Source organism: Paenibacillus sp. FSL R7-0210 (assembly GCF_038009085.1).
In the GTDB taxonomy this organism is placed as follows: Bacteria; Bacillota; Bacilli; order Paenibacillales; family Paenibacillaceae; genus Paenibacillus_AQ; species Paenibacillus_AQ silagei.
This window is the reverse complement of sequence record NZ_JBBPAR010000001.1, coordinates 2,469,098-2,495,418: the sequence shown is the minus strand read 5'-3', so window position 1 is coordinate 2,495,418 and position 26,321 is coordinate 2,469,098. Positions and strand designations below refer to the sequence as shown.

Genomic DNA, 26,321 nt, shown 5'->3' with positions numbered 1-26,321 from the left:
TAGCTGATACGGGGGAGCTTCTCCCCCGATGGATATATTTTGAGGGTATTTGAAGGAGTGGGGGGTGTAGAGGGTGTACAAGGGGTTTCGGTCTGAATCTTTTACCGCATGGGCGTTTATGGCGCCGGGGCTGCTGTTTCTGGCGGTGTTTACCTTTTGGCCAATTATTTACGGTATACCGCTCTCGTTGACAGATTATTCTGTCATTACAGAGACGAATTATGTAGGTCTGGAGAACTTCACCCGGGCCTTCCAGGATCATAATTTCCTGATTTCACTGTGGAATTCACTGGTATATGTGCTGATTGTGCCGGTGATCCAGATCATTTCGATCTTAATGGCGATTCTGGTCAACAGCCGGATTCCTGGAGTCAAAATGTTCCGGGCCGCCTACTATATACCGGTCGTCACTTCGATGGTTGCGGTGGCGCTGATCTGGAGCTGGCTGCTCGGCAATAACGGAGTTGTCAATTACCTGCTGCTGAAGGCAGGGATTATCAGTGAGCAGGTCTCCTGGCTATCGACGAGCAGCACGGCGCTGTATGTTCTAATGTTCATTACGATGTGGAAGGGCCTCGGCTATTACATGATGCTCTATCTGGCCGGGCTTCAAGGCATTCCTGCAGATCTGTATGAGGCCGCAAGAGTGGACGGGGCAGGCCCGCTGCGGCTGATTGTACATGTGACGCTGCCGCTGCTGCGCCCGCATATTCTGTTCTGCACGCTGATCTCGGTGATGGGCGCGATCCGGGTGTTCGATGAGGTCTACATTCTGACCAAGGGCGGACCGGGGACGTCCACACTGACCTCAAGCGTCTATATTTTTCAAAAAGGGCTGGAGCAGTTCAACTTCGGCTATGCCTCGGCGCTCGGGCTGATCGTCAGTGTGATGGTGGGAGCGCTTAGTGTACTCGTATTCAGACTGAACCGGAAAGGCGGGGTGAATTCCTATTGATGCCGCGTAGCTTGCGTGTTCTAATCACTTATCTACTGCTGATCCTGCTCGCCCTGTTCATGATGGGGCCGTTCCTGTGGCTGCTCAGTGTCTCGCTGATGCCAGGGCGCAACGTGTTTGCGAACCCGCCGGCCATTCTGCCCACCTTCATTGCGTTCGATAACTATGTGCAGGTGTGGAACTTCATGAATTTTCCGCGATACATTCTGAATACGGTCATCATCACGCTGCTGGGAGTCGTGTTCAACATTATTCTATCCTGTCTGACGGCTTATCCGCTGGCGGCCTTCCGGTTCAAGGGCCGGAACCTGGTCTTCACGCTGCTGATCTCGACCATGATTATTCCGTCGGCAACCGCTATGATTGTGCATTATCTGACGATTCAGGCTTTTCAGCTGGGCAATACGTTCTTCGGCGTTGTTCTTCCGGCAGCGGTGTCCGTGTTCAATATCTTCCTGATGCGGCAGACGTTCCTGGGTATTCCGGCAGACATCCGGGATTCAGGTAAAATGGACGGAGCCTCAGAGCTGCGCATCTTCATTCAACTGGTCATGCCGCTCGTCAAGCCGGGGATTGCGGTGATTGGATTACTGGAGGTCATGGCGTTCTGGAACAACTTCCTGTGGCCGATTGTCGTCCTGGAGGACCCGGAGAAGTATCCGCTCGCTGCGGCGCTTACGTATCTGAACGGGCAATTCTCCTATAACTTCGGCTGGATTGCCGCCGGAACCATGATCTCGGTGCTTCCGATCATCCTCGTGTTCCTGTTCACGCAGAAGTATTATATGGAAGGGATTGCCGGCGCGATAAAAGGCTAACTAAGGAGGCATAACTCAATGGGAATTTCGTTACGGGACTGCCAATATCTGTTCCGCGACTATTATACGCAAGGGAAAGAGCTGGTGGTAGAGGGCCCGCAGCTGCGCTGTGAGCTGGCCTCGCGGTATGCGATGAATCAGGATGTAAACGGGCTACTTGCTGAAGGCGGAGACATCGTAATTCTGGAACCGGCCGGGCCGGGCGTAGCCACCGCTGATAAAGGCAATGCGCAGCTGATGCTGGAGTATGACGGCGGGCTTGTTGCGGATGGATACCGGCTGGTGATTGGAGAGGATGCGAAGCTTGTTGTCGCTGCGTCTAACCGTCGGGGACTGAAGTACGGGCTGGATGCGCTGAAAATGCTCCTGACCGTGGAGGAGGATTGCTGCCGCCTGCCGGTGGTTACGGTGGAGGATGAGCCTTCTTTTCCGGTGCGGGGCATTATTGAAGGCTTCTATGGCGTGCCATGGAGCTTCGCGGACCGGATGGATTCGGTCAGTTATATGAGCGGGCACCGGATGAACGCCTTCATGTACGCGCCGAAGGATGATCTCTATCACCGGAAGCTATGGCGTGAGCCGTACCCGGACGATGTGTTCACCAGAATTCATGACCTTAAGCAGGAATGCGACAAGCATCTGGTGGATTTCTACTATTGTATTAGCCCGGGCAATGATCTGGAATTCCGCAGCCAAGGCGACTTCGCGAAGCTTGCGGAGAAGCTTGGGGCCATGATCGCGATTGGAGTGCGGCATTTCGCACTGCTGATGGATGACATCGATTATGTGCTCCAAGACGACAACAAGCAGTTCCTGGAGCGCTCCGGGACCGCCCATGCCTATGTGACGAACCGGGTCTATGATTACTTAGCCGGATGTCTGCCGCACTTCACCCTGGCGATGTGTCCGTCGGAATACTGGTCGTATTGGAATACGGAGTACAAAAAGGATATCCGGGAGCAGCTTCATCCTGCTGTCAAAGTGTTCTGGACCGGCTATTTCGTCTTCGCTCCGGAGATTGGCCGGGGGCATGCGGAGGATAATTACAGTTTTTACGGGCATGAGCTGTGGCTGTGGGACAATATTCCGGTGAATGACTGCGATAAGGACCGGCTGTTCCTCGATCCGGTGCGCGGGCGCAGCTCCCGGCTCGGCAATTACGGGCATACAGCGGTCGTTGCCAATCCGATGAATCAGTGGGAATGCTCCAAGATCACGCTTAACACGATGGCCCATTATATGTGGAACAGCGAGCGTTATATGCCGGAGCTGTCCTGGGAGCTGTCTGTGCGTGAATTCGCCGGGGAGCTGGCGGAGGACATGATGTTCTTCTGCCGCCAGAATCTGAACAGCCGCCTGTACTCCGGTGGGTACCCGGAGCTGGACGATGCGCTGGCGGAGCGCGATCTGGACCGGCTGGACGCTTATTTCAGCCGGCTGGAGCAGGCTGCCGTGCGGCTTGGCGGCTTAGAGAATGCCAAGTTCATCGAAGAGGCAGGGCCATGGCTGCGCCGGGCCATCGGGGATGCTGTACTGTGGCGGGCTGTGCGCAGACAGCTCAAGGACCCGCTGAATCCGCAGGCTCAGGCGGAGGTGCACCAGCGGCTGGAGACCTGCCGCAGCTATGGTGTGCGTCTCGGCAGTGATCCGGCTGTGCGTGCGGCTGAGGCGCTGGGGATCGAGCTGCCGGTGATGGAGAAGGAGACAAAGGAGGAGGACCAGCATGTCTAAGCACCATAAGCTGATTCTGGTTCCGCTCGATGAGCGGCCCTGCAATTATGAATTCCCTTATCTGCTGGCACAGGGAACAGATTATAGAGTAGAGCGTCCGCCCGCCGGGATTATGGGGCTGAAGAAACGTCCGGGTGATGTTGAGCGGCTGTGGTCCTGGTTCGAGACTGCCTGTGAAGGTGCTGACGGTGCGGTGGTCGCGCTGGATACGCTGCTCTACGGCGGCATTATTCCCTCGCGGCTGCACCAGCTGGAGCTTGAAGTGCTGGCTGCGCGCCTGGAGCGGCTGCGGGAGATCCGGCGGCGTTATCCGCAGCTTAAGCTGTATGCGTTCCAGCTGATTATGCGCTGTCCGCAGTATTCTCTATCAGACGAGGAACCGGATTATTATGCCGACTGGGGCCGGGAGATTTTCCGCAAGGGCTTCATCGGCCACCGGCTGGAGCTGGGCATTGCCACGGATGAGGAGATCCGTGAGCTAGCCGATATTGATCTCCGGCTCCCGGCAGAGGTGCTTCAGGATTATCTTAGCCGCAGAGCAATTAATATCGAAGCGAACAAGCAGGCGCTGGAGCTGGTCCGGGACGGGCTGATTGACTTCATGATTGTTCCGCAGGATGATTCGGCGCCGTATGGGCATACCGCCAAGGACCAGGAGAAGGTGCGGGCACGGATCACGGCGCTTGATCTGGAGCTTAAGGTTTATATGTATCCGGGAGCAGATGAGGTAGGCTGCACGCTGCTCGCCCGGATGCTGAACAAATCCGAAGGGCGGAGGCCGATGATCTACCCGCGTTTGTCCGCTGTGCAGGGGGCATTCGTGACGCCGCTGTTCGAGGACCGCTTTTTCTATGAGACGCTGAAGTATCAGATCCTGGCCGCCGGGGGGCTGATCGCATCCAGTGCTGCCGAGGCAGACCTGGTTCTTCTGGTCAGCACGCCGGGTGAGACGATGGAGGAGGCGGTGTCGCAGAAGCATGCTTTTCATAGTTATGACGTATACCGGAACCTGATGGAACTTGTAGAGTACGGGGACTACCTTCTGCAGAGCAAGGAGATGCCGGTGTCTGTTGCGGACGTAGGCTATGCCAATGGCGGTGATCAGAAGCTGGTTAAGATGCTGCGGCAGAAGAACCTCCTGTTCGATCTGGCCGGATATGCCGCCTGGAATACCAGCTCCAATTCGCTTGGGACCGTAATCTCGCAGGCGATGATCTATCTGATCTACGGACGTACACAAGGGCATCTCGATTTCCTGGCGCTCCGCTATGCCGAGGATGTATGCTATTGTTCAGTAGTGCGCGGAGAGCTTAGTGAGGGCCCGGTGCAGGAGATGGGCTATGGTAAATACGAACTGGACGGACCGCGCGGCCGCGTAGCTGCGCGTGTACAGGAACGGCTGAGTGAGGAGCTGGCTGTACGGATCGACAGTCCAGCGGGAAGGGTTAAGATTACCGATTGCTATATGCCATGGAACCGGATGTTCGAGGTGGGCTTAACTGTGCAGTATGAGCCATCGTGAGGGCAGGGCTGATGATAAAATTAATTTGAAACAATACAGATAGGGAAGAGTGACGGGGGAATTTGGGAGCTGTAGGAGCGGTAGCAAGTTCAATTTATATATAATATAAGGAGAGAGGGTGGGGACCCTGAGCAAAAATATACTGGAAAGCCTGCATCTGGGGCTGATTGTATCCTGCCAGGCGCTGCCTGACGAGCCGCTGCACGGGCCGGAGATTATGGCCCGGATGGCGGTGGCGGCAGCGGAAGGCGGGGCCATCGCCATCCGGGCGAACGGGGCGGCAGATGTGCGGGCGATCAAGCAGGCAGTTGCGCTGCCGGTGATCGGCATCGTGAAGCGCAATTACCCGAATTCGGACGTCTATATTACCCCTACGCTTAGAGAGACTGAGGAGTTGCTGGAAGCGGGGGCGGATATTATAGCTTTTGACGGGACCCGGCAGACCCGGCCGGGGAATTGTACGCTGGAGCAGATCATAGACCTGCTCACGGCAAGCCCGGCGGCTTCCATGGCGGATATCTCCACTCTGGAGGAAGCGCTATACGCTGAGTCGCTTGGAGTCAGCTGCGTCTCGACCACCTTGTCGGGATATACACCGTATTCCCGTCAGCAGGAAGGGCCGAATCTGGAGTTGCTGGAGCAGGCTGCACAGCGGCTGAATATTCCGGTCATTGCCGAAGGCCGGATCAGCCAGCCCGCCCAAGTGGAGGCAGCGCTGGACCTGGGGGCCTATGCGGTGGTGGTAGGCTCCGCAATTACCCGGCCGCAGCTGATCACCCGGCCGTTCGCAGCAGCGGCGAGAAAAGTGAGGATGAACCGTAATGGAAATGAATGACCGAATCAACACGTATTACCCGTCCATGACTAAGTCAGAGCAGAAGGTAGCCCGGTGTGTGCTTGAGCATCCGGATAATCTGATCTATCTGTCTGTGACTGAGCTGGCGGATTTCGCCGGAACGGGCGAGACCACGGTGATGCGCTTCTGCCGCAAAATCGGCTTCAAGGGCTATCAGGATTTCAAGCTGATGCTGGCCCAGGGCCTACCGAAGCGGCAGACTCTGCCGGACGGCGAGCAGGGGGCAGGCGGAGGGGATTACGCCGACCACCTGTATGCCTTAATGGTTGGCGTATTGCAATCCAGCCTGGGCATGCTGGACCGGGAGCAGCTGCAGCAGGCGGTAGACGCTCTGGATCAGGCCCGGTATGTCCAGTTCTTCGGCGTAGGCTCATCCGGCATCACAGCACTGGACGCCAAGAACCGCTTCCTGCGGATCGGGCGGCGTGTCGAAGCCAATTCCGACAGCCATATTCAGTCGATGATGGCAGTGACGATGGGGGCGGGCGATGTGGCATTTGGCATCAGTGTATCAGGCAGCACACTGGATACGAATGACATGCTGATGAAGGCCAAGCAGAACGGGGCCAAGGTGATTGCTATGACTAACTACGCCAAGTCCCCGATTGCTTCCATTGCCGACATTGTGCTGCTGACAGCCGGGAAGGAATCGCCGCTGGAAGGCGGCTCCGTAGGGGCTAAGGTCTCCCAGTTGTTCATTATCGACCTGCTCTGCCAAGGGCTGGAGCAGCTCCATGCCGAAGAGACCAAGCGGATGAAGGAGCTCACCGCGCGGGCGGTCATTGACCGGATTTATTAGGATTCGGGGGAATGAAGCGATGGTACGTGATGTACCGTGTAACGGTAAGGGATTGGCGGGGGCTGATGTGCTGGTGCGAGGGCAAATGGGCAGAATGTATGCGGAAAACCGAACACAATTGGACCGGGTGCGCCGTGTAGGCCGAATGTAATCGAAAAACCGAACACAATTGGACCGGGTGCGCTGCGTAGGCCAAAAGTAATCGAAAAACCGAATAGAATTGGACCAGGTGCGCCGCGTAGGCCGAATGTAATCGAAAAACCGAACACAATTGGACCGGGTGCGCCATGTAGGCCGAATGTAATCGAAAAACCGAACACAATTGGACCGGTGGCGCCGCGTAGGCCGAATGTAATCGAAAAACCGAACACAATTGGACTGGTGGCGCCGCGTAGGCCGAATGTAATCGAAAAACCGAACACAATTGGACCGGGTGCGCCGTGTAGCCCGTACGTTTATCGCAGTGTCAGACGTATTTTCACAGAAAAACCGAGTACAAATCGAATGAAGAGACAGATGCAATAGTGGAGGTGGCGCGAATGCGGCAAGTCATAGGCGTGGATATCGGAGGGACAGGCATCAAAGGGCTTGTAACCGATGAAGCGGGGACGATTCTCGCGGAAGCCGGACGCGACACGGAGGCCCGGCTGGGCCGGGAGGTTATTCTCGGCCAGCTCCACAGCCTGGTGGAGGAACTGCTGGCTGGCCATCCTGCGGTGGAAGCGCTGGGGATTGGCTCGGCGGGCAGGGTGAATGCGGATTCGGGCGAGGTGGTCTACGCCACCGATAATCTGCCCGGCTGGCAGGGGATGCAGCTGACGCAGTGGGCAACGGCTGCGTTCGGACGGCCTGCGGTGGCCGATAACGATGCCAACGCGGCGCTGCTGGGCGAGGCCTGGCTGGGCGCGGGACGCGGCAGGGCGAGCCTGGTCATGCTGACCCTGGGCACCGGGGTCGGCGGGGCTAATCTGGCGGAAGGCCGGCTGCTGCGCGGAGCCGCCTGGAGCGGTGGCGACTGGGGGCACAGCGTGCTGGTGCCGGGAGGTCGCCCCTGTAATTGCGGCAAGCGCGGCTGCGCGGAGCAATATGTGTCCGGCCAGGCGCTGCTGCGGCTGGCACTGGAGGAGACCGGCCGGGCGTATGCGCACGGGCGGGAGATTATGGCGGCGGCGGAGCGGGGCGACGCGTCAGCACTGGCGGTGCTGGAGCGCTTCACAGCGGATCTTGCGCTGGTGACAGCTAACATCGGGGCGGCGGTAGACCCCGAGCTGATTATTATCGGCGGCGGGGTCATTCAGAGCCGCGCGGTCTGGTGGCCGCTGCTGGCCGGGCAAGCGGGCGGTAGTTTGGCCGCCCGAATCGTGCCGGCGGAGCTGGGCAACCGGGCAGGCTGCTTCGGCGCAGCCCGGCTGGCTCTGGAACGGCTGCGCCGGGACGAAGGCGAAAGGCAGATCTAACTGCTGCGGCAGGGAGGAGACAGAGAGATGGCTGGTGAACAGGAGAAGCATTCGGATGTAGTAATTATCGGCGGCGGACTTGGAGGAACGGCGGCGGCACTGGCCGCAGCCAAAGCCGGGCTGCGCGTGCTTATGACCGAGGAGACGGACTGGCTGGGCGGGCAATTGACCTCCCAGGCCGTGCCGCCGGATGAGCACCGCTGGATTGAGGAATCGGGCAGTACCGCGTCTTACCGGGAGTTCCGCAGCAGAGTCAGGGAGTATTACAGGCGGAATTATCCGCTTACGGAAGCTGCCAGGAGTAACCCTATACTGAATCCCGGCAACGGTTGGGTCAGCCGGCTGGCACATGAGCCGAAGGTAGCACTGGCTGTTCTGCAGGAGATGCTGGCCCCATATGTGAACACCGGGCAGATCGAGGTGCTCTATCATACGGTGCCGGTCGCTGCCGATACTGAAGGAGATTACGTTACTGGAGTGACCGTCCGGCAGGGAACGGGCGGTAAGCTTTTCAGGCTGCGCGGCGACTATTATCTGGACGCCACGGAGTGCGGCGATCTGCTGCCGCTGGCCGGAGTGGAGCATGTCAGCGGCGCTGAAGCCCGCAGCGAGACAGGGGAGCCGCATGCTCTGGAGGCACAGGACCCGCTCGACATGCAGTCGATTACCCACGTGGCGGCGGTGGACTATGTGCCGGGTGGAAACTATACGATTCCGCGTCCAATAGATTATGATTACTGGCGCGAATATGTCCCATCGTTCTCGCAGTATCCGATCTTAAGCTGGTTCGCTTCAGATGCAGACGATACTAGCAAGCTGAAGCAGTTCACGATGTTCCCGAATGAGCAGGGGATTGTCTCCCTGTGGGATTACCGGCGGATCGTAGACCCGGCCATCTGGACGGAGCCGCTGAATGACGGCGAAGTCACTCTGCTGAACTGGGCACTGAACGATTACTATGCGGGGTCAATTATCGGCGTATCGCCGGAGGAACGGGAGCGGCACCTGGAGGGGGCGAGACAGCTTACCCTCTCACTCGTGTATTGGCTCCAGACCGAAGCGCCCCGCATGGACGGCGGGCAGGGCTACCCGGGCGTGCGCCTGCGCGGAGATGTGCTCGGCACAGAAGACGGGCTGGCCAAGGCCCCTTATATCCGGGAATCCCGGCGCATCCGCGGATTGTATACGATAGCAGAGCAGGATGTGAGCAAGGAGCTGCGCGGCCCGGCCGGGCCTAAGCGTTATGAGGATAGCGTAGGGGTAGGCAGCTATCATCTGGATCTTCATCCCACGACAGTGAGCCAGCGTACCTTTTATATCCCGAACCATCCTTATGAGATTCCTCTCGGATCATTGATCCCGGTGCGGGTCAAGAACCTGCTCCCGGCTTGCAAGAACATATCCATGACCCAGATTGCGAACGGCTGCTACCGCCTGCATCCCACAGAATGGAATATCGGCGAAGCGGCGGGCACCCTCGCGGCCTATGCCATCAGGCAACAGGTCGAACCATCGGCAGTCAGAGAATCAGCGGAACATCTAAGGGCCTATCAGCAGCAACTGATCGAGCTCGGCGTTCAGCTGCACTGGACCCCGGAGGAGCTGGAGACTTAAGCGCACCTTCTCCGGCCATCCAGTATAGCTCAAACGTCTATAATTATATATCCAAGGTAAGGTGCCTCGTCAGCGGGGTGCCTTTTTGGTATGGGCTACCTAGTTGTCGATGTTACCTGGCAGCAAGTAGGTGGATAAACGTATCTTGTTCAGTTGGTTTTGGCAGAAACGGAGGAAGCAAGTGGAAATTGTACAACTAAATTGCTTCAGTCTCGCTCCTTAGTAGAAAATGCGAAAAATTAAGTGCCTTTTCTCCAACTGCTATCCTACTATGGCCTAATCGTCCATCAGCAAGTGTAGAAAATCCAACTGTTTCCCTGATCCATAGAAAACAAGTTCTAATCTATAAAATAAAGTATTAGACTGACATTGTATATTTGAGCTAAGGGGAAGGGATAACATGCAATTACTTGATTGGCTAAACCGCAATCGAATATGTAAATGTGAAACCTGTATAACTGAGCTTAATGTTTATGCATATGGCTCTGGTGAATCGCTGATTTTGTACTGTGTTGCATGTAATGAGTATTTTTTCAGAGCAGATCCTAGCTCACCTGTAAATAAGCATGATGTTCCTGAAGGACTTTTAAAACTATGGGGAATGGATCCTTATAATATTTATTATAAAGGGATTCCAATTAGCCAAGCATACGAGCCCAAGTGGATTAGATTGCTTCGAAAATTTTTGAGAAAATGCAAAACGGTAGTCAAATAACAGCGGCAGTCTGAGACTTTTGTCAAGTCTTATTCTGCCGTTGTTTTATATTAAATTTTAAATATAAATTTATATATAAAAGTTCGGGCCTGTTATATACTCAATCTAGCTTTCCCAAGCAGCGCACACCATGAGATGAGGAGAACTGAGAGAACATGCCAATTCTGAACAGATTCAAAGGAAACACACACGCAGGTGCACCGCCCCAAACAGACCATCAGCTGATCGACCTATTACGAAACTATGTGGAGCGGGCTGAACGCAAGGAAGAAGAGCAAACCGATACATATTCTGCCGCAGTTCCTGATGAACTGCAAGCATTGTTAACGCGACTAACGTCCGTGATACATAAGCGTGAGGACTATTACAAGGTTCGGTTGGAAATGATCACTGAAGCGATTGAGATCTCCCTGTGGGAGATGGATGTATATGAGGGTGATCCGGTGAATCCGAATAATGAGTTCAGGTGGACGGATGAGCTGCGCCGGATGATCGGCTATACGGATGAGCATGATTTCCCCAATGTGCTGGAGAGCTGGTCCAATTGCCTTCATCCCGAGGATAAAGAGGGGGTTCTGCAGCTGTTCGCAGATCATATGCTGGACCGGACGGGCACGATCAAATACGATATTGAATACCGGCTCAAGACGAAAGCAGGCGAGTACAAATGGTTCCAGGCGACGGGCACAACCGTACGTGCCGCTGACGGATCACCTATTATGGTAGCCGGAGCTTTGCTGGATATTCATGATAAAAAAATCAAGCAGGACGAGCTGGGCGCACTGGTGGTCCGCTATGATCTGGTGAACCGCGCCCTGGTGGAAGCACCTTGGGATATGGTGGTTATCGCAGGAGATCCGGTCAACCCGGATAATGAGTTCTGGTGGTCGGAGCAATTCCGCAGAACGATTGGTTTTGAAGGCGAACATGATTTCCCGAACCTGTTAAGCAGCTGGAGCAACCAGCTACACCCGGAGGATCTGCAGCCCACGCTGGATGCCTTCGCCAATCATCTGAATGACTACACCGGGCAGACGGACTATACAGTGAACTACAGATTGCGCTCCAAAAATGGCGAGTATCGCTGGTATCACGCAGGCGGTGAAACGATCCGGGACGAGCAGGGTATCCCTCTGCGGGTAGCAGGAACGATTCGTGATATTACGCAGGAAATCAATAAAGAGGATACAATCAGACGGGTAAACCTGCAGATGGAAGGCTTGCTGACTGCGATTAACGAGATTGTTCACGGGATTGTATCGGTAACAGAGCAAGCTCAGGATATCGCCGAAGTCCAGGAGCAATCCTACAAGGCTGCAGTTGATGTGAAAGAAAAAACGAATGAAACCAAAGAAATCACCAAATTCATCAGCGAGGTCTCGAATCAGACCAGTCTGCTCGGGCTGAATGCTTCCATTGAAGCTGCTCATGCGGGGGAGTATGGCCGGGGCTTCTCTATTGTGGCAAGTGAGGTGCGCAAGCTCGCAGACCACAGCAAGATGGCTTCGAACAACATTGAGAAAACCACGCAGGAGATGAATGACCGGATCGATCATATTATCAGCACCATTAACGGCATGTCTAGTTTGACCGAAGCACAGGCTGCACTGACGCAAGAGGTTAATGCTTCTGTAGAGGAAGTAAGCAGGATGTCGGAGGAGCTGTTAGGTATTCTGCGTACTTTATAAGCGTTAACTGGAATGGAATACCATAGCCTGAGATCAAAAAGCGGAACGGAGCTTCAAGCGTTTCGCTTTTTGATGTTGCAAATTAGATTCGATATCAGAATTGACAAATCATCAGAATCCGGCTATATTGAATTTCGGTAAATTATATTTCGCGCAATTAATAGGAGGAGCATACTGATGTCCGAATCCAATCATGCTTTTGGTCAAGCACTGGTGAAATCTCTGGTGGGAGAGCGCGGACATATTCCGATCGCCCGGGCCTTGCCGGATCTGACACTGGAGCTTGCAGGTTATACAATAGAAGGAATTCCTTACTCCATCTATCAGCTGGTGAAGCACATGGGCTTCTGGCAGGATTTCATGCTGACCCACCTGGAGGGCGGCCAGCCTCAGCGGCCTACAAGCGTACAGGAGAGCTGGCCTGCGGAGAAGGCCCCGGCAGAGGAAGCCCAGCTTCAGGAGGCCATCGCACATCTGCTGCAAGGTGTCGATAAGGCGGTTGCTATCGCTCAGAGCGCACAGCTTGACGAGCCATTAGCCCATTTTCCAGGGGAGACCAAGGGCGGGCTGCTGCGCAATATCGCCTCCCATAACTCCTATCACCTGGGGGAGATTGTTCTGCTCCGCCGTCTGCAGGGTGCGTGGCCACCGCCAGGGGGCGGTTATCCTGCTTGAGGACCAGCTAATAGAAGCCACTAAGTCATTCAGATCCGAAGGAGCATATCGGCATTGCTCGTGTTCTCAAGATTTTTGATCAGTCTGATTCTGTCCTGTCCGTTTCTCTCACACGGCGTGCCTGCAATTAATTGACTGAATTTGTGTTCAAGCATCTCCCAGCCGAACGGGGTTTCTGTATCGCCAAGCGGAACAGGCATCCACTTCTCGTATGTACTGCCGTCATGTAATGTCAACACAACACGTGCAGCACAAAAATGCGTCGGGTTCTCATGCAAGTACTGCTGCACTTCCTCATCCTGGGTGACTGTTATTTTTTGAACCAATTCATGAATCTCAGGATCTTCAAAGCTTCTGAATAGTAAAGCCTCTGAATCCATGCGGCCATACTTCAGTGCTACGGCTGAAGTAAACTGCGTGCTGGCCTGAGCTCCTATGGCTGTCTTGGGTTTGGGATTGTTTAGACGATAGACGAAGGAAGACGTTCTCACATCGACGGATTTTATCTTCGAAGGTGTGAGATCATACTTATCCCGCATTTCCAGCATGGCATCCAGTGTGGCATGAAGCCCGCGCTGGCAAGCATGACGTTTGAAATAGATACTGGTTATTTTGAAGTTCTGGCCCAATCCCTCAAGCACCTGACCCGTATTACAATGACCGCTGGTACCCTTGAACGCCTGAAAAAACCCATATTTCCCTTCAAGCGCAGCATCCGGGCCGGTAAATCCGCAGGCTGCCAGTCTTACAGCCCTCATCCCTGTTAGAGCAGCCCAGCCGCTGCACAGAATTTTGCCGGAAGTTCCGTCGTTCTGGTATTCTATTAATCCTCCTGTGAACAGCGAAGCGATCCCCATGGCATCCTTGGTTCGTACGGCATCCGCATTCGTTAATTTGCTTACCAAAGCTGCAGCCGCGACCGCACCGCATACCCCTGTAGCATCGAAGCCCCGTTCCCGGTACATAAAGGGATTAATCACCTCGCCTAACCTGGCGTACACATCATATGCTGCCACAATTGCCGTAATCATCTGTTTGCCATCCTTGTGGTACAGCTCAGCCATAGTAAGCAGCAGGGGAACCAGCACGGAGCCGGGATGCCCCATGGCGTGACGGTATCCATCATCCAGATCTGCGCAACGTGCCAGCATCGTATGTACGAACACTGCGGTATCCGAGCTGGTGCGGATATCCTGCTCACCGAGCAGCGATACCCGAGTTTCACTTGTATTCATACTATCTGTCATCTGTGCGTACTCCATAATACGCTCACTTGTTTCAGAGTAACGACCGAACACCATATTCCCGTAAGCATCCAGGATCACCTGTTTACCAACCTCTATAGCCCTTGCGGATAGATCCTCATACCGGAGACGGGCCACATAATCCGCCAGTTCAACAATCATATAACTCACAACCATCCACCTCGTTATTTTGACTTCAATTTGCAGAAGTTACATAACAAAATATAAGGTTGCGGTGTTGTTTAACTCAAGCACAAGTTAACTGCACTAACTCAACTTTTGGATGCATCGTGCAATTCAAGCATCCTTACGGCTACTGGAGATATGATGCAGGGCTACAGTAGCGTTTTACTATTCTTTTCAAATCCTCCGTATAGGATGGGAAAATTTTATTTCTATGATAAATCAGCGCCAGCGGGTTAAAGTAAGCAAAGTCCGAAATCGGGAACACATGCAGATGGGAGTTCGTATTACCGGACTCATTAAGCCCATCGATACCCCTTAGATACATGGTTAGACAGAAGCTGGCTGCATAGTCTTCGGCACACAACAGATGATGGATATCAGGCTGAGTCAGTTCATTAATGCAGTTCAGTGAAATCCCCCGTTCAGACAGATGCTTGTCCAGCAGAATACGGGAATTGAAGTTTTTCTTGTTCAGAACAAAAGGCACATGCTGGAACAGGCTGAGGTCAGCACCCTGGGCAAAAGTATCAATACATCCCGGATATTGATCCGGAAAATACTGCTTCAGTAAATTGTCCGAGATCACTATATACATTTGCTCGTGGAGAATCGTCTCGTACTTCACAAGTGGAGTAACAATATTATCAACACCAGACAGAAACAGATCCAGCGAATTGTTCAATACCATCTCCTGCATCTGCGGTGATGTCTTTCGATGAATGATTAACTCGACCTTGGGATGGAGATCGTAGAACTCTTTTAACAGCTTCGGAACAATAATGGGATATCTTCCTTCAGTGATGCCGAAGTGGATGGTACCCGATTTATCCTCCTTAAGGTCCGTAAGCTGATTCTCCATATTTTGATCGAGAAGCTCAATCTGACGCAAGGTGTTCTGCATGATTTTCCCGGCGGCTGTTAAGGTTATTTTGGGCTTCCTCTCAAAAAAAGCAACACCATGCTTCTCTTCCAGCCCTTTTAAGTATTTGCTTAAAGATTGGTGGGAAATATAGAGACGTTTGGCTGCATTTGAAATGTTCAGCTCTTCGGCCAGAACTAGAAAGTATTTATAGTTATTGAGCATGAGTACCTCCTGATTAGGTCCATTCGAGATTTTGATGGGAATTGATAGTACCGGTACCATCATACTGCAGCTAATAGTTACATACAAGCAGTATATATGTGCTTTCGAGTTGCGTATGTTCATGCTAAATTATGAATGTAACCACGGATACATTAGCGTTGTAAGCGTAAGCAGGCCATTGTTGTCCTGCAGAAATTTGAAATAACAGGAGGGCATGAACATGAGCAAAGTTGCAGTTATACTGGCAGAAGGATTTGAAGAGAGTGAAACACTGACCATTGTGGATATTTTGAGACGGGCGCAGATCGATTGTCACATGTTCAGTACAGCAGGTGAACTCATTCGCGGCAGCCACGACATTGTAGTCAAAGCAGATGCAATGATTAGTGATGATGTTAAAAGCTACGATATGATCGTACTGCCCGGAGGCATGCCGGGAGCGGCTAATCTTCGTGATGACAACCGGGTCATCAGACTGCTTCAAGAGATGAATGAAGCGGGGAAATTTGTTGGAGCCATGTGTGCAGCTCCTCTTGCACTAGGCAGAGCAGGGGTGCTGGAGAATAAGAATTTCACCGCTTATGTCGGTTATGAGGACAAGATTGAAACGAGCGGTTCCTTTAAGGAAGATGTTGTTGTCATTGACGGCAATCTCATTACAAGCCGGGGACCGGCAACCTCTTATGCGTTCGCTTACGCATTGGTGGATGCACTAGGTGGAGATAGTATGGCTGTCAAGAAGCGAATGGTATATTTCAACGCATTTGATGCTGAATAGGAGGAATACACATTATGAGTAAAATAGCAGTACTGATGGCAGAGGGTTACGAAGAAGGCGAAACATTAACCATTGTAGATATCTTGAGAAGAGCCGGACTGACCTGTGATACATTCTATTTCGGCGACAAGCTGGTTAAGGGCATGCATGGCATTTATGTGGAGGGTGACAAGCCTTTTGGCGAAGAAGTTAAAGCCTACGACATGGTTGTTCTGCCGGGCGGCCGTCCAGGCGGACAGAATCTGAAAGAGAATCCGGACGTTATTGCAATGGTGCAATACTTCAACCGGAACAATAAATACATCGCTGCAATGTGCTCGGGAACCGTTGTCTTATCCGATGCTAAAGTTATTGAAGGCAAAGAGGTAACGGGATATGTAGGCTATGCGGAAAAGCTGATTGGCGGTATTTTCAAAGACCAGGTTGTTGTAGCAGATCAGAATCTTGTTACAAGCCAGGGGCCGGCAACGCCATATCCGTTCGCTTATAAGATTGCAGAAATCTTCGGCAAGGATACTTCAGCTCTGCGTGAGAAGATGTTATACAATATGGCCGGGGGCAAGTAAAGACAGCTAAGAAGGCGGGGGAACTTATGAAAACAGAGGATTTGGCAAAAGAGATTATTGCCAACATTGGTCAGGATAATATTACGTATGCCACCCATTGTGCAACAAGATTGAGATTCAATGTGAAAGATGAATCTCAGGTCAATTTGAAAGCGCTTGATCGGTTAGAAGGTGTGCTCCGAGCCCAGTTCAACAGCGGACAGCTGCAGATCATCATTGGTGCCAAAGTAAAAATCGTATTCGATGCAGTGAGTGAACGACTCGATCTGGAGAATTCAGATATTGAAGTCAAAAGTGTGAAGCAGAAAAAGAATGTGATATCACGGGTTGTAGAGACAATTGCAGGTATATTCGGGCCTGTAATCCCCGTATTGATCGGATGCGGTATGGTCAAGTCTGTACTGGCTATTCTGACTACAACGAAGCTTTTGGAGACTACAAGCGGCGCATATGTAACCTTTAACCTGATTAGTGATCTGATCTTCTATTTCTTCCCCTTCTTCCTTGCGGTTAGTGCAGCCAAGAAATTCAAGACCAACGAGTATTTGGCTATCGCCCTCGCAGGAGCATATATGTATCCTACCATTATGGAGGGTGCGGCAAAAGCAGCAGAGACAGGCGTTACCAGCTTAAGCTTTTTCGGCCTTCCGTTGCTGCTGGTGAACTATAAATCCACAATTATTCCGATCATCATCTCCGTATGGGTGATGAGTTATGTATACCGCTTCGTGGACAGACGCATCCCGGATATGTTCAAAATCCTGTTCGTTCCGATGCTGGTGCTGTTCATCATGGTTCCGCTGGGATTAATTGCATTCGGACCCATTGGAACGTACTTCGGCAAGGGGGTGGCAGAAATCGTCACGTATCTGTATACCGTGAACGGCGTCATTGGCTCCTTCCTGTTCGGAACCTTCAGACCGATTCTGATTATCTTCGGCATGCACTATGCGATTACACCTATCAACAGCCAACTGATTGCGGAATATGGCTATTCCGTCATTTCTCCGGCCAACCTGACCGGAAATCTGGCGCAAGCCGGCGCTTGTCTGGGCGTATTCTTCTTGTTGAAGCATAAAGCCAGCAAGTCAAGTGCATTATCCAGCGGTGTAACCGCATTGTTCGGTATCACAGAGCCGGCGATCTTCGGATTCAATCTGAAGTACAAAAGACCTTTTATCTGTGCCATGTTAGCCGGCGGTATTGGGGCTGCTTATATTAACTTCTGGGGCGGCGGTGCTACAGCCTTAATCTTGCCGGGCATCCTGGCATTGCCAACGTATATCGCAGACAGCTATATTCACATCATTATTGGTATCACAATCAGCATCACGCTGGCTATGGGAGCTGTGCTAATCTGGGGCATCGAAGAGGATATTCCGGCAACCGCTAATGCTGCTTCCGGAGATGCTCCTGCCACACCGGTTAGCCCTGTGACCAGCGGAGCTGCCCGTCCGGCAGGACCCCTTATGATCTGCTCCCCTATTAATGGAACAATCAAAGATATCACTGCAATTGATGATCCGATCTTTGCTCTGGGCAGCGGGGCAGCCGTTGAATCCGTGGATGGAAAGGTATATGCCCCGTTTAACGGAAAGGTTGTATCCTTATTTCCAACCCGTCATGCGATCGGTCTGATGTCCGATGAAGGTGTTGAGATGCTGGTACATGTCGGAATCAATACGGTCAAGCTAAAAGGCAAGCACTTTACTGCACATGTGCAGCAGGATCAGATTATCCGGCAAGGTGATGTGCTGCTGGAATATGATGTTGAAGCGATCCGGGCAGCCGGATATGATACCGTCGTTCCAATTATTATCTCCAATACATTTGATTATCAAGGTGTAGAACAGGTTGCTGCCGGTCGTGTGGCCCCGACTGAGCACCTGCTGCGTATACAAGTCTGAGGAGGGGTCATCATGAGCAAGTTAGCAGAAGACTTCCTGTGGGGAGGCGCTGTAGCAGCCAATCAGGTTGAAGGGGGCTGGAACCGGCGCGGCAAGGGTGTCAGTGTTGCAGATGTGATGACAGCTGCTGCGCATGGTGTAGAGCGGAGAATCACCGATGGAATTGAAGAGAATGTGTATTATCCCAGCCATGAGGCAAGTGATTTGTATGCCCGCTACAAGGAAGATATCAAGTTGTTTCATGAGATGGGGTTCAAATGCTTTAGAACCAGTATCGCCTGGACCCGGATCTTCCCGAACGGGGATGAGGCAGAGCCGAATGAGGAAGGGCTGAAATTCTATGATGATCTGTTCGATACCTGCCTGGCCTACGGAATTCAGCCGGTAGTTACTATCTCGCACTTCGAGATGCCTTATCATCTGGTGACAGAATACGGAGGATGGCGCAACCGCAAATTGATTGATTTCTACATGAACTACTGCGAAGCCATCTATACCAGATACCGGACCAAGGTCAAGTATTGGATGACTTTTAATGAAATCAACATGATTGTACGAAAGCCCTGGAAGCCAGGAGGTATCAAGTGGGCTGAAGGGGAGAACAAGCTGCAAACGATGTATCAGGCAGCACATTATATGCTGGTAGCCAGTGCAAGGGCAGTCAAGCTGGGTAAAGCAATCAATCCCGGGTTCGTAATCGGCGGAATGTTCCTTCATCCAACGTCTTATGCAGCAACCTGTGATCCTAATGATGTGCTGGCCCATGTCAAAAAACTTCAACAAGCCTACTTTCTGCTCGATGTTCATGTCAGAGGGAAGTACCCGGCCGCGTACTATGCCTTTCTGAAGCAGCACGACCTGGAGATCCAAACAGCGCCTGAGGACGCAAGAATTCTAACCGAGGGAACGGTAGACTATATCGGCTTCAGCTATTATTCCAGCTCTGTTGTTATGGCTAATCCCACAGACCAGGATAAGAGCGAGGGGAATGAGATCAGCGGATACAAGAATCCGCTCCTGCCGGCCAGTGAATGGGGTTGGCAGATTGATCCGGTCGGACTCAGAATTACGCTCAACTGGCTGTATGACAAGTACCAAATTCCACTTTTCATCGTAGAGAATGGTCTTGGTGCCGTAGATACACTGGAGCAGGATGATAAAGTGCATGATCCTTATCGAATTGACTATCTTAGACGGCATGTGGAAGAGATGAAAAAAGCCATCCTGGAAGATGGGGTAGAAGTGATGGGCTATACCCCTTGGGGTTGCATTGATCTTGTCAGTGCAGGAACAGGAGAAATGAAGAAGAGATACGGCCTGATCTACGTTGATAAAGACAATGATGGCAACGGCACCTTAAGAAGGGTGAGAAAGGATTCATTCCACTGGTACAAGGAATGTATCGCCAGCCATGGGGAGAATTTGTAGGCAACAATCATTCGGCATTATTTGCAACAAAAAAGAAATATACGTTTTTATGTGGAAAAGTCTGCAATGCTAGGTTGCAGGCTTTTTGCTATGGAAGCAATAACATTCATTGACAGTTCGTGAAAAAGTAGATGATAATTTAGTAGATTCATCCTATAAATAATGGAAATCAGATCTATCAAATCTTCAAGGAGGCGGGCATGGAAGCAACCTATGATCTGTTTACGATTAAAACGCATTGCATGAATTTCCTGAACTACGCATATCTCGGTATTGACAAGACTTCCCGCAAAGCTTTTGTAGTTGATCCATCCTGGGATGTATCGCAGATGATCCGTATTCTGGATTCGCATGAGGCCACAGTCACGGCTGTTCTGCTGACCCACTCTCATTTTGATCATACCAATATGGTGAAGAAGCTTGAGCTGCTCTACCGTCCTACTGTCTACATCTCCAAAACCGAGGCAGATTACTATAAATACCGCTGCAACCGGCTCCGGACCGTCGAGGACATGGACCTCATTCGTATCGGTGATTCACGGATTACCTGTCTTGTGACGCCCGGCCATACGCAGGGAAGTGTCTGTTACTGGGGGCAGGACCATCTGTTCTCCGGGGATACGGTATTTATTGAAGGCTGCGGCTTATGCGACAGCAGCGGAGGCTCGGCTGAGGATATGTTCAATAGCATCCACCGGCTCATCCGGCTGATTCCTCCCAGCACCCGGGTATACCCGGGACATTCCTTCGGCGATCCGCCAGGCAAAGAGATGAGCTATCTCTACAAAAATAATCTGTATTTCCAGATTGATGATATCAATCATTTTGTGAAATTCAGGAACCGTAAGAATAATGCCAGACTGCTTGATTTCAAATAAGCCGCTCTACAATCAGGGGGGACGGAAATGCACAGCGAAATCGTATTTATGTTCTCCGGGCAAGGCTCGCAATATAATAAAATGGGGCTTGAATTGTTCGGGAAGCAGCCGGTATTCTGGCAATCGATGGAACGCCTGGACCGGATTGTTCATCAGCTGACCGGCAAGAGCGTGATCGAAGAGCTGTATCAGAACTCACGAGGTAAGGGTGCCAGCTTCGAAAATATTGTCTTTTCCCATCCTGCAATCTTCATGGTGCAATACGCGCTGGCGGAGACTCTGGAAGCTGAGGGAATCACCCCACGCTACACGCTGGGAGTCAGTCTCGGGGAGTATGTGGCGCTGGCGGTGACTAAAGTACTGACGCCTGAACAGGTGCTGGAGCTGATTGTGACGCAAGTACGGCTGCTAGAGGATACCTGCGACAACGGCGCGATGATTGCTGTTCTGGATCATGTGCAGCTCTATCACCGGAACGCCGAGCTGAACACCCGCTCCGAACTGATCGCTGTGAATTTCGACAAGCACTTCACTATCGCCTGCAGAAGCGGGCATACCGGCGAAATCCAGCAGTTCCTCAGAGCACAGGGTGTGGCCAGTCTGAAGCTGCCTGTGAACTACGCCTTCCATTCCTCATTCATCGATGAACTGGAGAAGCCTTACCGTACATATATGAAGAAGATCGAATACAAGGCTCCTGCCCCGGGAATGACACTGGTATCGGCCATGGCAGGGGGAAGTGTGCAGAAGGTGGATGAATCCCTCCTGTGGGATGTGGTGAGGAAGCCGATGAATTTCCGCACAGCCCTGGAGGGTCTGAGTGCCGGCGGGCCGCGGTTGCTGCTCGATCTGAGCCCGTCGGGTACACTGGAGAACTTCAGCAAGTATATTCTCGGCAAGCCGCTGGCCCATAAGGTCCGGTCAGTGATTACACCGATGGCCAGCGAGCTGAAGAAGCTGAATGAGATTGTGAATGATACCTTAGAAGTCTGATTAAGCCCAATCCCTTCAAGCAGCGTTTTCTCTAAGTTATGGAGAGCCGCTGCTTTTCTGTTGTTGTAATTTGTGTATAATACATGTACAACCATACATGTAACGGAGGGAACGATGAAGCGGTTCATGCCATATCCATCCCTCTCGAAGAGGTTAAGGGCGTATATGCCCTTTCTATTCAGCGGAAGTATGCCGCTGCGGCGAAAGATTCTGCTAAGCAACCTCCTGATTGTCCTGCTGGCACTGGTGATTTTCATGGTCAGCATTCAGCGGATTGTCTTCAATCAGACCCTGGAGAGAACCACGGCAAGCTCACAGCAGGAAGTGAGGCTGGTCAAGCAGTCGATGGAGACGGTGTTCCAGTCGGTCCAGAATTTCACCAAGTTCGTGCTGATCAATCAGGACACCCAGAAGCTGCTCAGCAGCGATACCGGTACCGGCAATGATGTTGCTGCATTGAAGTCGATCTACAATACACTTGCAGCGATGCTAGTAACCGAGCCGAATATCGATTCCGTAATTATTGAATCCTTGAGCGGCGACCTCTATTACACCTCCAATCTGACAGGCGTGACCCGGGAGCGTCTTGGCATCTACCCCAGAGCAGAGATCGATGCAGCCAGAGGCGGCGCGGTCTGGGCCGATTCGCTTACGCCTGCCTTTCTGTCCGGGATGAAGCATAAGAATATGATCAGTGTAGGCAGGGTCATTAAGAGCCTGGAGAGCGGCACCCCGCTTGGCTATATCTATGTCAACATTGACGAGCGTACGCTTGCCCGCCTCTATCATAATGAACAGAACCCGGAGAGCGCTACGCTGGTCATTAACCGGTATGGAAGAATCATCTCTGCGAATGAAGCCACAAGGGTGAACCAGCCGGCCCCGGAGGAATCCCTCACGAATTGGGTCAAGTCAGTCTCTCAAGGGACCCGGACCCAGGAGGTCGCCGGAGACCGTTATTTAGTATCCATGCAGAGTCTTGCTCCCTATGACTGGAAGGTAGTCCAGCTGGTGACGATATCGGAGCTAACCTACGGGTACTGGAAAATCGCTCTGCTGCTGGCCGGGTTTGGCCTGATCAGCATCCTGTCGGCCGTGCTTCTGTCTATTCTGTTCGCCCGCCGGCTGACCCGGCCGCTCAGCCAGCTTAGTGAGGTGATTGTCGAAGTGGGCAGCGGGAATCTGGAACGGCGCGCCGCCGCCGATTCTGAGGACGAGGTCGGGCGGCTCGGAGCTACCTTCAATGAAATGGTGGAGCGCATCCAGGGCTTGATGGTCCAGGTGGAGACGGAAGAGAGGACCAAACGGATGCTGGAGCTGCGGTTGCTCTATTCGCAGATCAAGCCGCATTTCCTGTACAATACACTCGACACAATCCGGGCGATGGCTGTGATGTCGGGGGCGAAGGACATTAGCAAGATGCTGAAGGCACTGGGTGAGTTCTACCGGATATCGCTTAGCAACGGACAGGAGCTGATTACGGTGGCCCAGGAGCAGAAGCATCTGGAGAGCTACCTGTATATTCAGCAGATCCGTTTCCCTAAGCTGAACTACCGGCTATGGATCGAGCCGGGGCTGGAGTCCTGCCTAGTGCCGACCATGCTGCTTCAGCCGCTGGTCGAGAATGCGATCCACCATGGCATTAGAGGGATGGCGGACGGAGGCTGGTGTGAAATTACCTGCGAAGCGGAGACCACGAATGGACAGAGCCGGCTCTGCTTCACCATCCGCGACAACGGCAAAGGGATGAGCGAAGAGCAGCAGCGGCTGATCTGGTCCGGGCATGACAGTGCGGAGAGGTACAGCTTCGGACTCCGAAACATTCAGGACCGCATCCGCCTGCGGTTCGGCGGGGTCTACGGAATCTCTCTGACCTCTGAGCCGGGCAAGGGCGTAGAAGTGAAGCTGCGCTTGCCGCTGCTTCTGCAGACGAACGAACAGGAAGAGGGGACAGTCAGACTATGAGTACAGCACCGGTAGCCCGCGTCCTGATTGTGGATGACGAATATTATTTCAGGCAGCTGCTGATCCGTCTGGTGGACTGGGAGGCCGCCGGGTTCGAGGTGGCCGCAGAAGCCGATGACGGCTCGGCCGCATTGCAGATCATCGGGGAGCAGCCAATCGATCTCATCATTACGGATATTGAGATGCCGAATATGAACGGGCTTGAATTCATTGGAGAAGTCCGTAAGCTGAATTCGGCGGCCAAGCTGATTTTCATCACCAGCTACGATAATTTCTCTTATGCCCAGCAGGCCATTTCGCTTGGAGCGGACCATTATCTGCTGAAGCCCGTCGATGAGGATGCTGTCGAACAGGCCCTCCGCACGATCCGGACGCAGCTGACGGAGAAGTGGGAGGCAGAGCGCTACATCAACCGGCTCAGAATCAAAGCCGGGGATGTGCAGGAGCCGCAGGCAGGCGATGCCCGTGCGCAGAAACGGCAGAGCAGTGGCACTGCCTTAATCAGCAAGACCATCGCCTATGTGACGGCACATTACGCTGAGGATACATTGTCACTCCAGAGTACGGCCAGCGCCCTGTTTGTGAACCCGAGCTATTTAAGCCATGCGTTCAAGAAGGAGACTGGCGAGTCTTTTGTGGAATATGTGACGAATGTCCGTCTTGGCGAGGCTATGAAGCTGCTCAGCCAGGGGAGCTCCGGGGAGGAAGCACCGGCTCCCAAGATTGCGACGATTGCCCGGCAGGTGGGCTATAAAGACCCGTTCTATTTCAGCAAATGCTTCAAGAAACGTTACGGAATGACCCCGAATACCGTATACAGCGGTTCCTATTCCGATACATAAAGAGCAGCTATACTCAGAGTCCGGTGTTTTGCAGCCGGGCTTTTTCATTTGATTACACTTTCGCTGATTAAAGTTAACCCTATGTAAAGCTGCCGTTAACATGGGAACGCCCCGTAAATTGAGTGTAAAGTAATCTGACATACCTAAAAATTTTACTGTTAGAACCAATATATCTCCATTCGTGCACGGCGGTTCACTTGTTAAGATGATACCTGTAAGTCAAAACCCGAAATATTGAAAGGTGGTCCAACACAAATGTTCGGAAAAAAGCTTGGGGTAGTTGCAGCATCCATCGCGCTCAGCAGTGTAGTGCTTAGTGCTTGCGGAGGAGCCAATGGTAACGAAGGGGCAACTCAGAATCAGGATGCGAAACCGGCGGAAGGCAAGGAATCTGTCTCCTTATGGATGTTCGATGCAGATCCGATGTATCAGGCTGCTGCCGAGGCTACCGCAGCGGAAGTCGGCGTGGATTTGAACTATGAGTACATACAAGACGAGACCTACAAGACTAAAATCAGTGTTGCACTGGCTGCCAATGAGCTGCCGGATGTCTTCCAGCAGCATGCCGGGAAGTCCTACCGGACCCCTGTACTGCAATCGAAAACGGTAGCCCCGCTGAACGATACCCTGGATTCCACGGGACTTGGCGCGAAATTTCTGGACAACCAGCTGGTAAAGGAGGAAGACGGCAATATCTATTCCGTTCCTTCCAACATCAGTACAACCCTGGTCTTCTACTATAACAAAAAGCTGATGAGCGATCTGGGCGCTACGCCTCCGGCAACCTGGGACGATCTTCAGGCGCTTGTAACCAAGGCGGAAGGTAAAGGGATCATCCCTATCGCCCTCGGCGGCAAGGAAAGATGGCAGGGCGATCTGCTGTACAACATGCTCGTAGCGCGTCAGGACGTTAACGCCTTCGACAATGCGATTAAGGGCGATGCGAAGTTTACAGATGCTCCATTTGTAGATGCAGCGAAGCAGGTAGCCACCCTGGTAAGCAGCAATGCCTTCCAGAAGGGCTTCCTCGGCTCGGCTTACCTGGATGCCCAGGAGCTGTTCAAGAACGATAAGGCGCTGATCTGGATTGACGGCAGCTTCAACTTCGGCGCGCTGTCGAAGGCCATGGGCGATAATCTCGGATATATCGCATTCCCTAAGACTGGTGCAGAGGATGTCTACAGTGCAACGATCGGCTTCCAGAACTCGGCGGCACCATACTCCTTGTTTGTAAACAACAGCTCTAAGCACGTGGGCAAAGCCAAGGAATTCGCTATTAAGCTGTCCCTCAAGCTCAATGATGAATTCGTACGCAAAGGCCTGCCGGGCTATGCCGCCAGCGAAGTGAAGTCGGAGTCGCAGAATGAGCAGCTCTCCGCTTATGCTACGGATATCAGCAAAACAGCCAAAACCCAGGCGATGTGGTTCGGCCTGCTGTCGGCAGATACTGGTCAGGAATACCGCGATATGACGCAGCAGCTCTATGGCGGCAATCTGACGCCTGAGGAATACACAGCACAGCTGGAAACATTGCTCCGTTCGGCAGAATAAGACAGGTTTTACAAATATAATAGGGGAAAGGCGATGCAGTCTCTTGGACCGCATCGCTTTTCTGCACTC

Annotated in this window: 22 protein-coding genes; 20 read left to right on the top strand and 2 right to left on the bottom strand. The window is 52.6% G+C overall.

What is annotated here, in order from left to right:
• The first annotated feature begins 73 nt into the window (after positions 1-73).
• The 11 genes from MKY64_RS10875 (at position 74) to MKY64_RS10825 (ending at position 12,830) form a co-directional block, all read left to right on the top strand.
• Positions 74-955: a carbohydrate ABC transporter permease gene (locus tag MKY64_RS10875; protein ID WP_036727002.1), complete on the top strand. Its 882-nt coding sequence runs from the start codon at positions 74-76 to the stop codon at positions 953-955.
• On the top strand, positions 955-1,773 hold the full coding sequence (locus MKY64_RS10870) for a carbohydrate ABC transporter permease (RefSeq protein ID WP_081751222.1): 819 nt from the start codon (positions 955-957) through the stop codon (positions 1,771-1,773). Before MKY64_RS10875 ends, MKY64_RS10870 begins: the two co-directional genes overlap by 1 nt.
• Positions 1,774-1,791: 18 nt before the next feature.
• A complete protein-coding gene (locus MKY64_RS10865) occupies positions 1,792-3,504 on the top strand; it encodes a beta-N-acetylhexosaminidase family protein (RefSeq protein WP_340952878.1) in 1,713 nt (570 codons plus the stop codon).
• Positions 3,497-5,026 carry a DUF4127 family protein gene (locus MKY64_RS10860; protein ID WP_340952876.1) on the top strand — a complete coding sequence of 510 codons (1,530 nt, stop codon included), beginning with the start codon at positions 3,497-3,499 and terminating at the stop codon, positions 5,024-5,026. The genes MKY64_RS10865 and MKY64_RS10860 overlap by 8 nt, the downstream gene beginning before the upstream one ends.
• A gap of 127 nt (positions 5,027-5,153) precedes the next feature.
• The gene (locus MKY64_RS10855) at positions 5,154-5,861 is read left to right on the top strand and encodes an N-acetylmannosamine-6-phosphate 2-epimerase (RefSeq protein WP_340958058.1); all 708 of its coding nucleotides are present in this window, start codon (positions 5,154-5,156) and stop codon (positions 5,859-5,861) included.
• Entirely contained in the window at positions 5,848-6,681 is an 834-nt protein-coding gene (locus MKY64_RS10850) for a MurR/RpiR family transcriptional regulator (protein WP_340952873.1), read from the top strand. Before MKY64_RS10855 ends, MKY64_RS10850 begins: the two co-directional genes overlap by 14 nt.
• A 539-nt stretch (positions 6,682-7,220) precedes the next feature.
• A complete protein-coding gene (locus MKY64_RS10845) occupies positions 7,221-8,138 on the top strand; it encodes an ROK family protein (RefSeq protein ID WP_340952871.1) in 918 nt (305 codons plus the stop codon).
• A 27-nt stretch (positions 8,139-8,165) separates the two neighbouring features.
• The gene (locus MKY64_RS10840; protein WP_340952870.1) at positions 8,166-9,752 is read left to right on the top strand and encodes an FAD-dependent oxidoreductase; all 1,587 of its coding nucleotides are present in this window, start codon (positions 8,166-8,168) and stop codon (positions 9,750-9,752) included.
• 400 nt (positions 9,753-10,152) lie between these two features.
• Entirely contained in the window at positions 10,153-10,467 is a 315-nt protein-coding gene (locus MKY64_RS10835) for a hypothetical protein (protein WP_340952867.1), read from the top strand.
• Between the two features lie 155 nt (positions 10,468-10,622).
• Positions 10,623-12,155 carry a methyl-accepting chemotaxis protein gene (locus MKY64_RS10830; protein WP_339256842.1) on the top strand — a complete coding sequence of 511 codons (1,533 nt, stop codon included), beginning with the start codon at positions 10,623-10,625 and terminating at the stop codon, positions 12,153-12,155.
• A gap of 177 nt (positions 12,156-12,332) precedes the next feature.
• Positions 12,333-12,830, top strand: a complete 498-nt coding sequence (locus MKY64_RS10825) for a DinB family protein (protein WP_339256844.1) — start codon at positions 12,333-12,335, stop codon at positions 12,828-12,830.
• Positions 12,831-12,859: 29 nt separating this feature from the next.
• On the opposite strand, the gene MKY64_RS10820 is transcribed toward MKY64_RS10825, so the two are convergent.
• Together MKY64_RS10820 and MKY64_RS10815 are read right to left on the bottom strand one after the other, a co-directional pair.
• Complete coding sequence (locus MKY64_RS10820; protein WP_339257487.1) at positions 12,860-14,236, bottom strand: MmgE/PrpD family protein; 1,377 nt, start codon at positions 14,234-14,236, stop codon at positions 12,860-12,862.
• A gap of 151 nt (positions 14,237-14,387) precedes the next feature.
• The gene (locus MKY64_RS10815; protein WP_339256846.1) at positions 14,388-15,344 is read right to left on the bottom strand and encodes a LysR family transcriptional regulator; all 957 of its coding nucleotides are present in this window, start codon (positions 15,342-15,344) and stop codon (positions 14,388-14,390) included.
• Between the two features lie 220 nt (positions 15,345-15,564).
• Here MKY64_RS10815 and MKY64_RS10810 point away from each other — a divergent pair, with 220 nt between their 5' ends.
• From MKY64_RS10810 to MKY64_RS10770, 9 genes are all read left to right on the top strand, one after another.
• Complete coding sequence (locus MKY64_RS10810; protein WP_340952862.1) at positions 15,565-16,122, top strand: DJ-1 family glyoxalase III; 558 nt, start codon at positions 15,565-15,567, stop codon at positions 16,120-16,122.
• A gap of 14 nt (positions 16,123-16,136) precedes the next feature.
• Entirely contained in the window at positions 16,137-16,688 is a 552-nt protein-coding gene (locus tag MKY64_RS10805; protein WP_340952859.1) for a DJ-1 family glyoxalase III, read from the top strand.
• 26 nt (positions 16,689-16,714) lie between these two features.
• Positions 16,715-18,595: a glucose PTS transporter subunit IIA gene (locus MKY64_RS10800; RefSeq protein WP_340952857.1), complete on the top strand. Its 1,881-nt coding sequence runs from the start codon at positions 16,715-16,717 to the stop codon at positions 18,593-18,595.
• Between the two features lie 12 nt (positions 18,596-18,607).
• The gene (locus tag MKY64_RS10795; RefSeq protein WP_340952854.1) at positions 18,608-20,023 is read left to right on the top strand and encodes a 6-phospho-beta-glucosidase; all 1,416 of its coding nucleotides are present in this window, start codon (positions 18,608-18,610) and stop codon (positions 20,021-20,023) included.
• Between the two features lie 200 nt (positions 20,024-20,223).
• On the top strand, positions 20,224-20,901 hold the full coding sequence (locus MKY64_RS10790) for an MBL fold metallo-hydrolase (protein WP_036726939.1): 678 nt from the start codon (positions 20,224-20,226) through the stop codon (positions 20,899-20,901).
• 27 nt (positions 20,902-20,928) lie between these two features.
• Positions 20,929-21,894, top strand: coding sequence for an acyltransferase domain-containing protein (locus MKY64_RS10785; RefSeq protein WP_340952851.1), 966 nt, complete (start codon positions 20,929-20,931; stop codon positions 21,892-21,894).
• Between the two features lie 165 nt (positions 21,895-22,059).
• A complete protein-coding gene (locus MKY64_RS10780) occupies positions 22,060-23,859 on the top strand; it encodes a sensor histidine kinase (RefSeq protein ID WP_340952850.1) in 1,800 nt (599 codons plus the stop codon).
• On the top strand, positions 23,856-24,701 hold the full coding sequence (locus MKY64_RS10775; RefSeq protein ID WP_340952848.1) for a response regulator transcription factor: 846 nt from the start codon (positions 23,856-23,858) through the stop codon (positions 24,699-24,701). Before MKY64_RS10780 ends, MKY64_RS10775 begins: the two co-directional genes overlap by 4 nt.
• Positions 24,702-24,956: 255 nt before the next feature.
• Entirely contained in the window at positions 24,957-26,252 is a 1,296-nt protein-coding gene (locus tag MKY64_RS10770) for an ABC transporter substrate-binding protein (protein ID WP_340952845.1), read from the top strand.
• Positions 26,253-26,321: the final 69 nt, after the last annotated feature.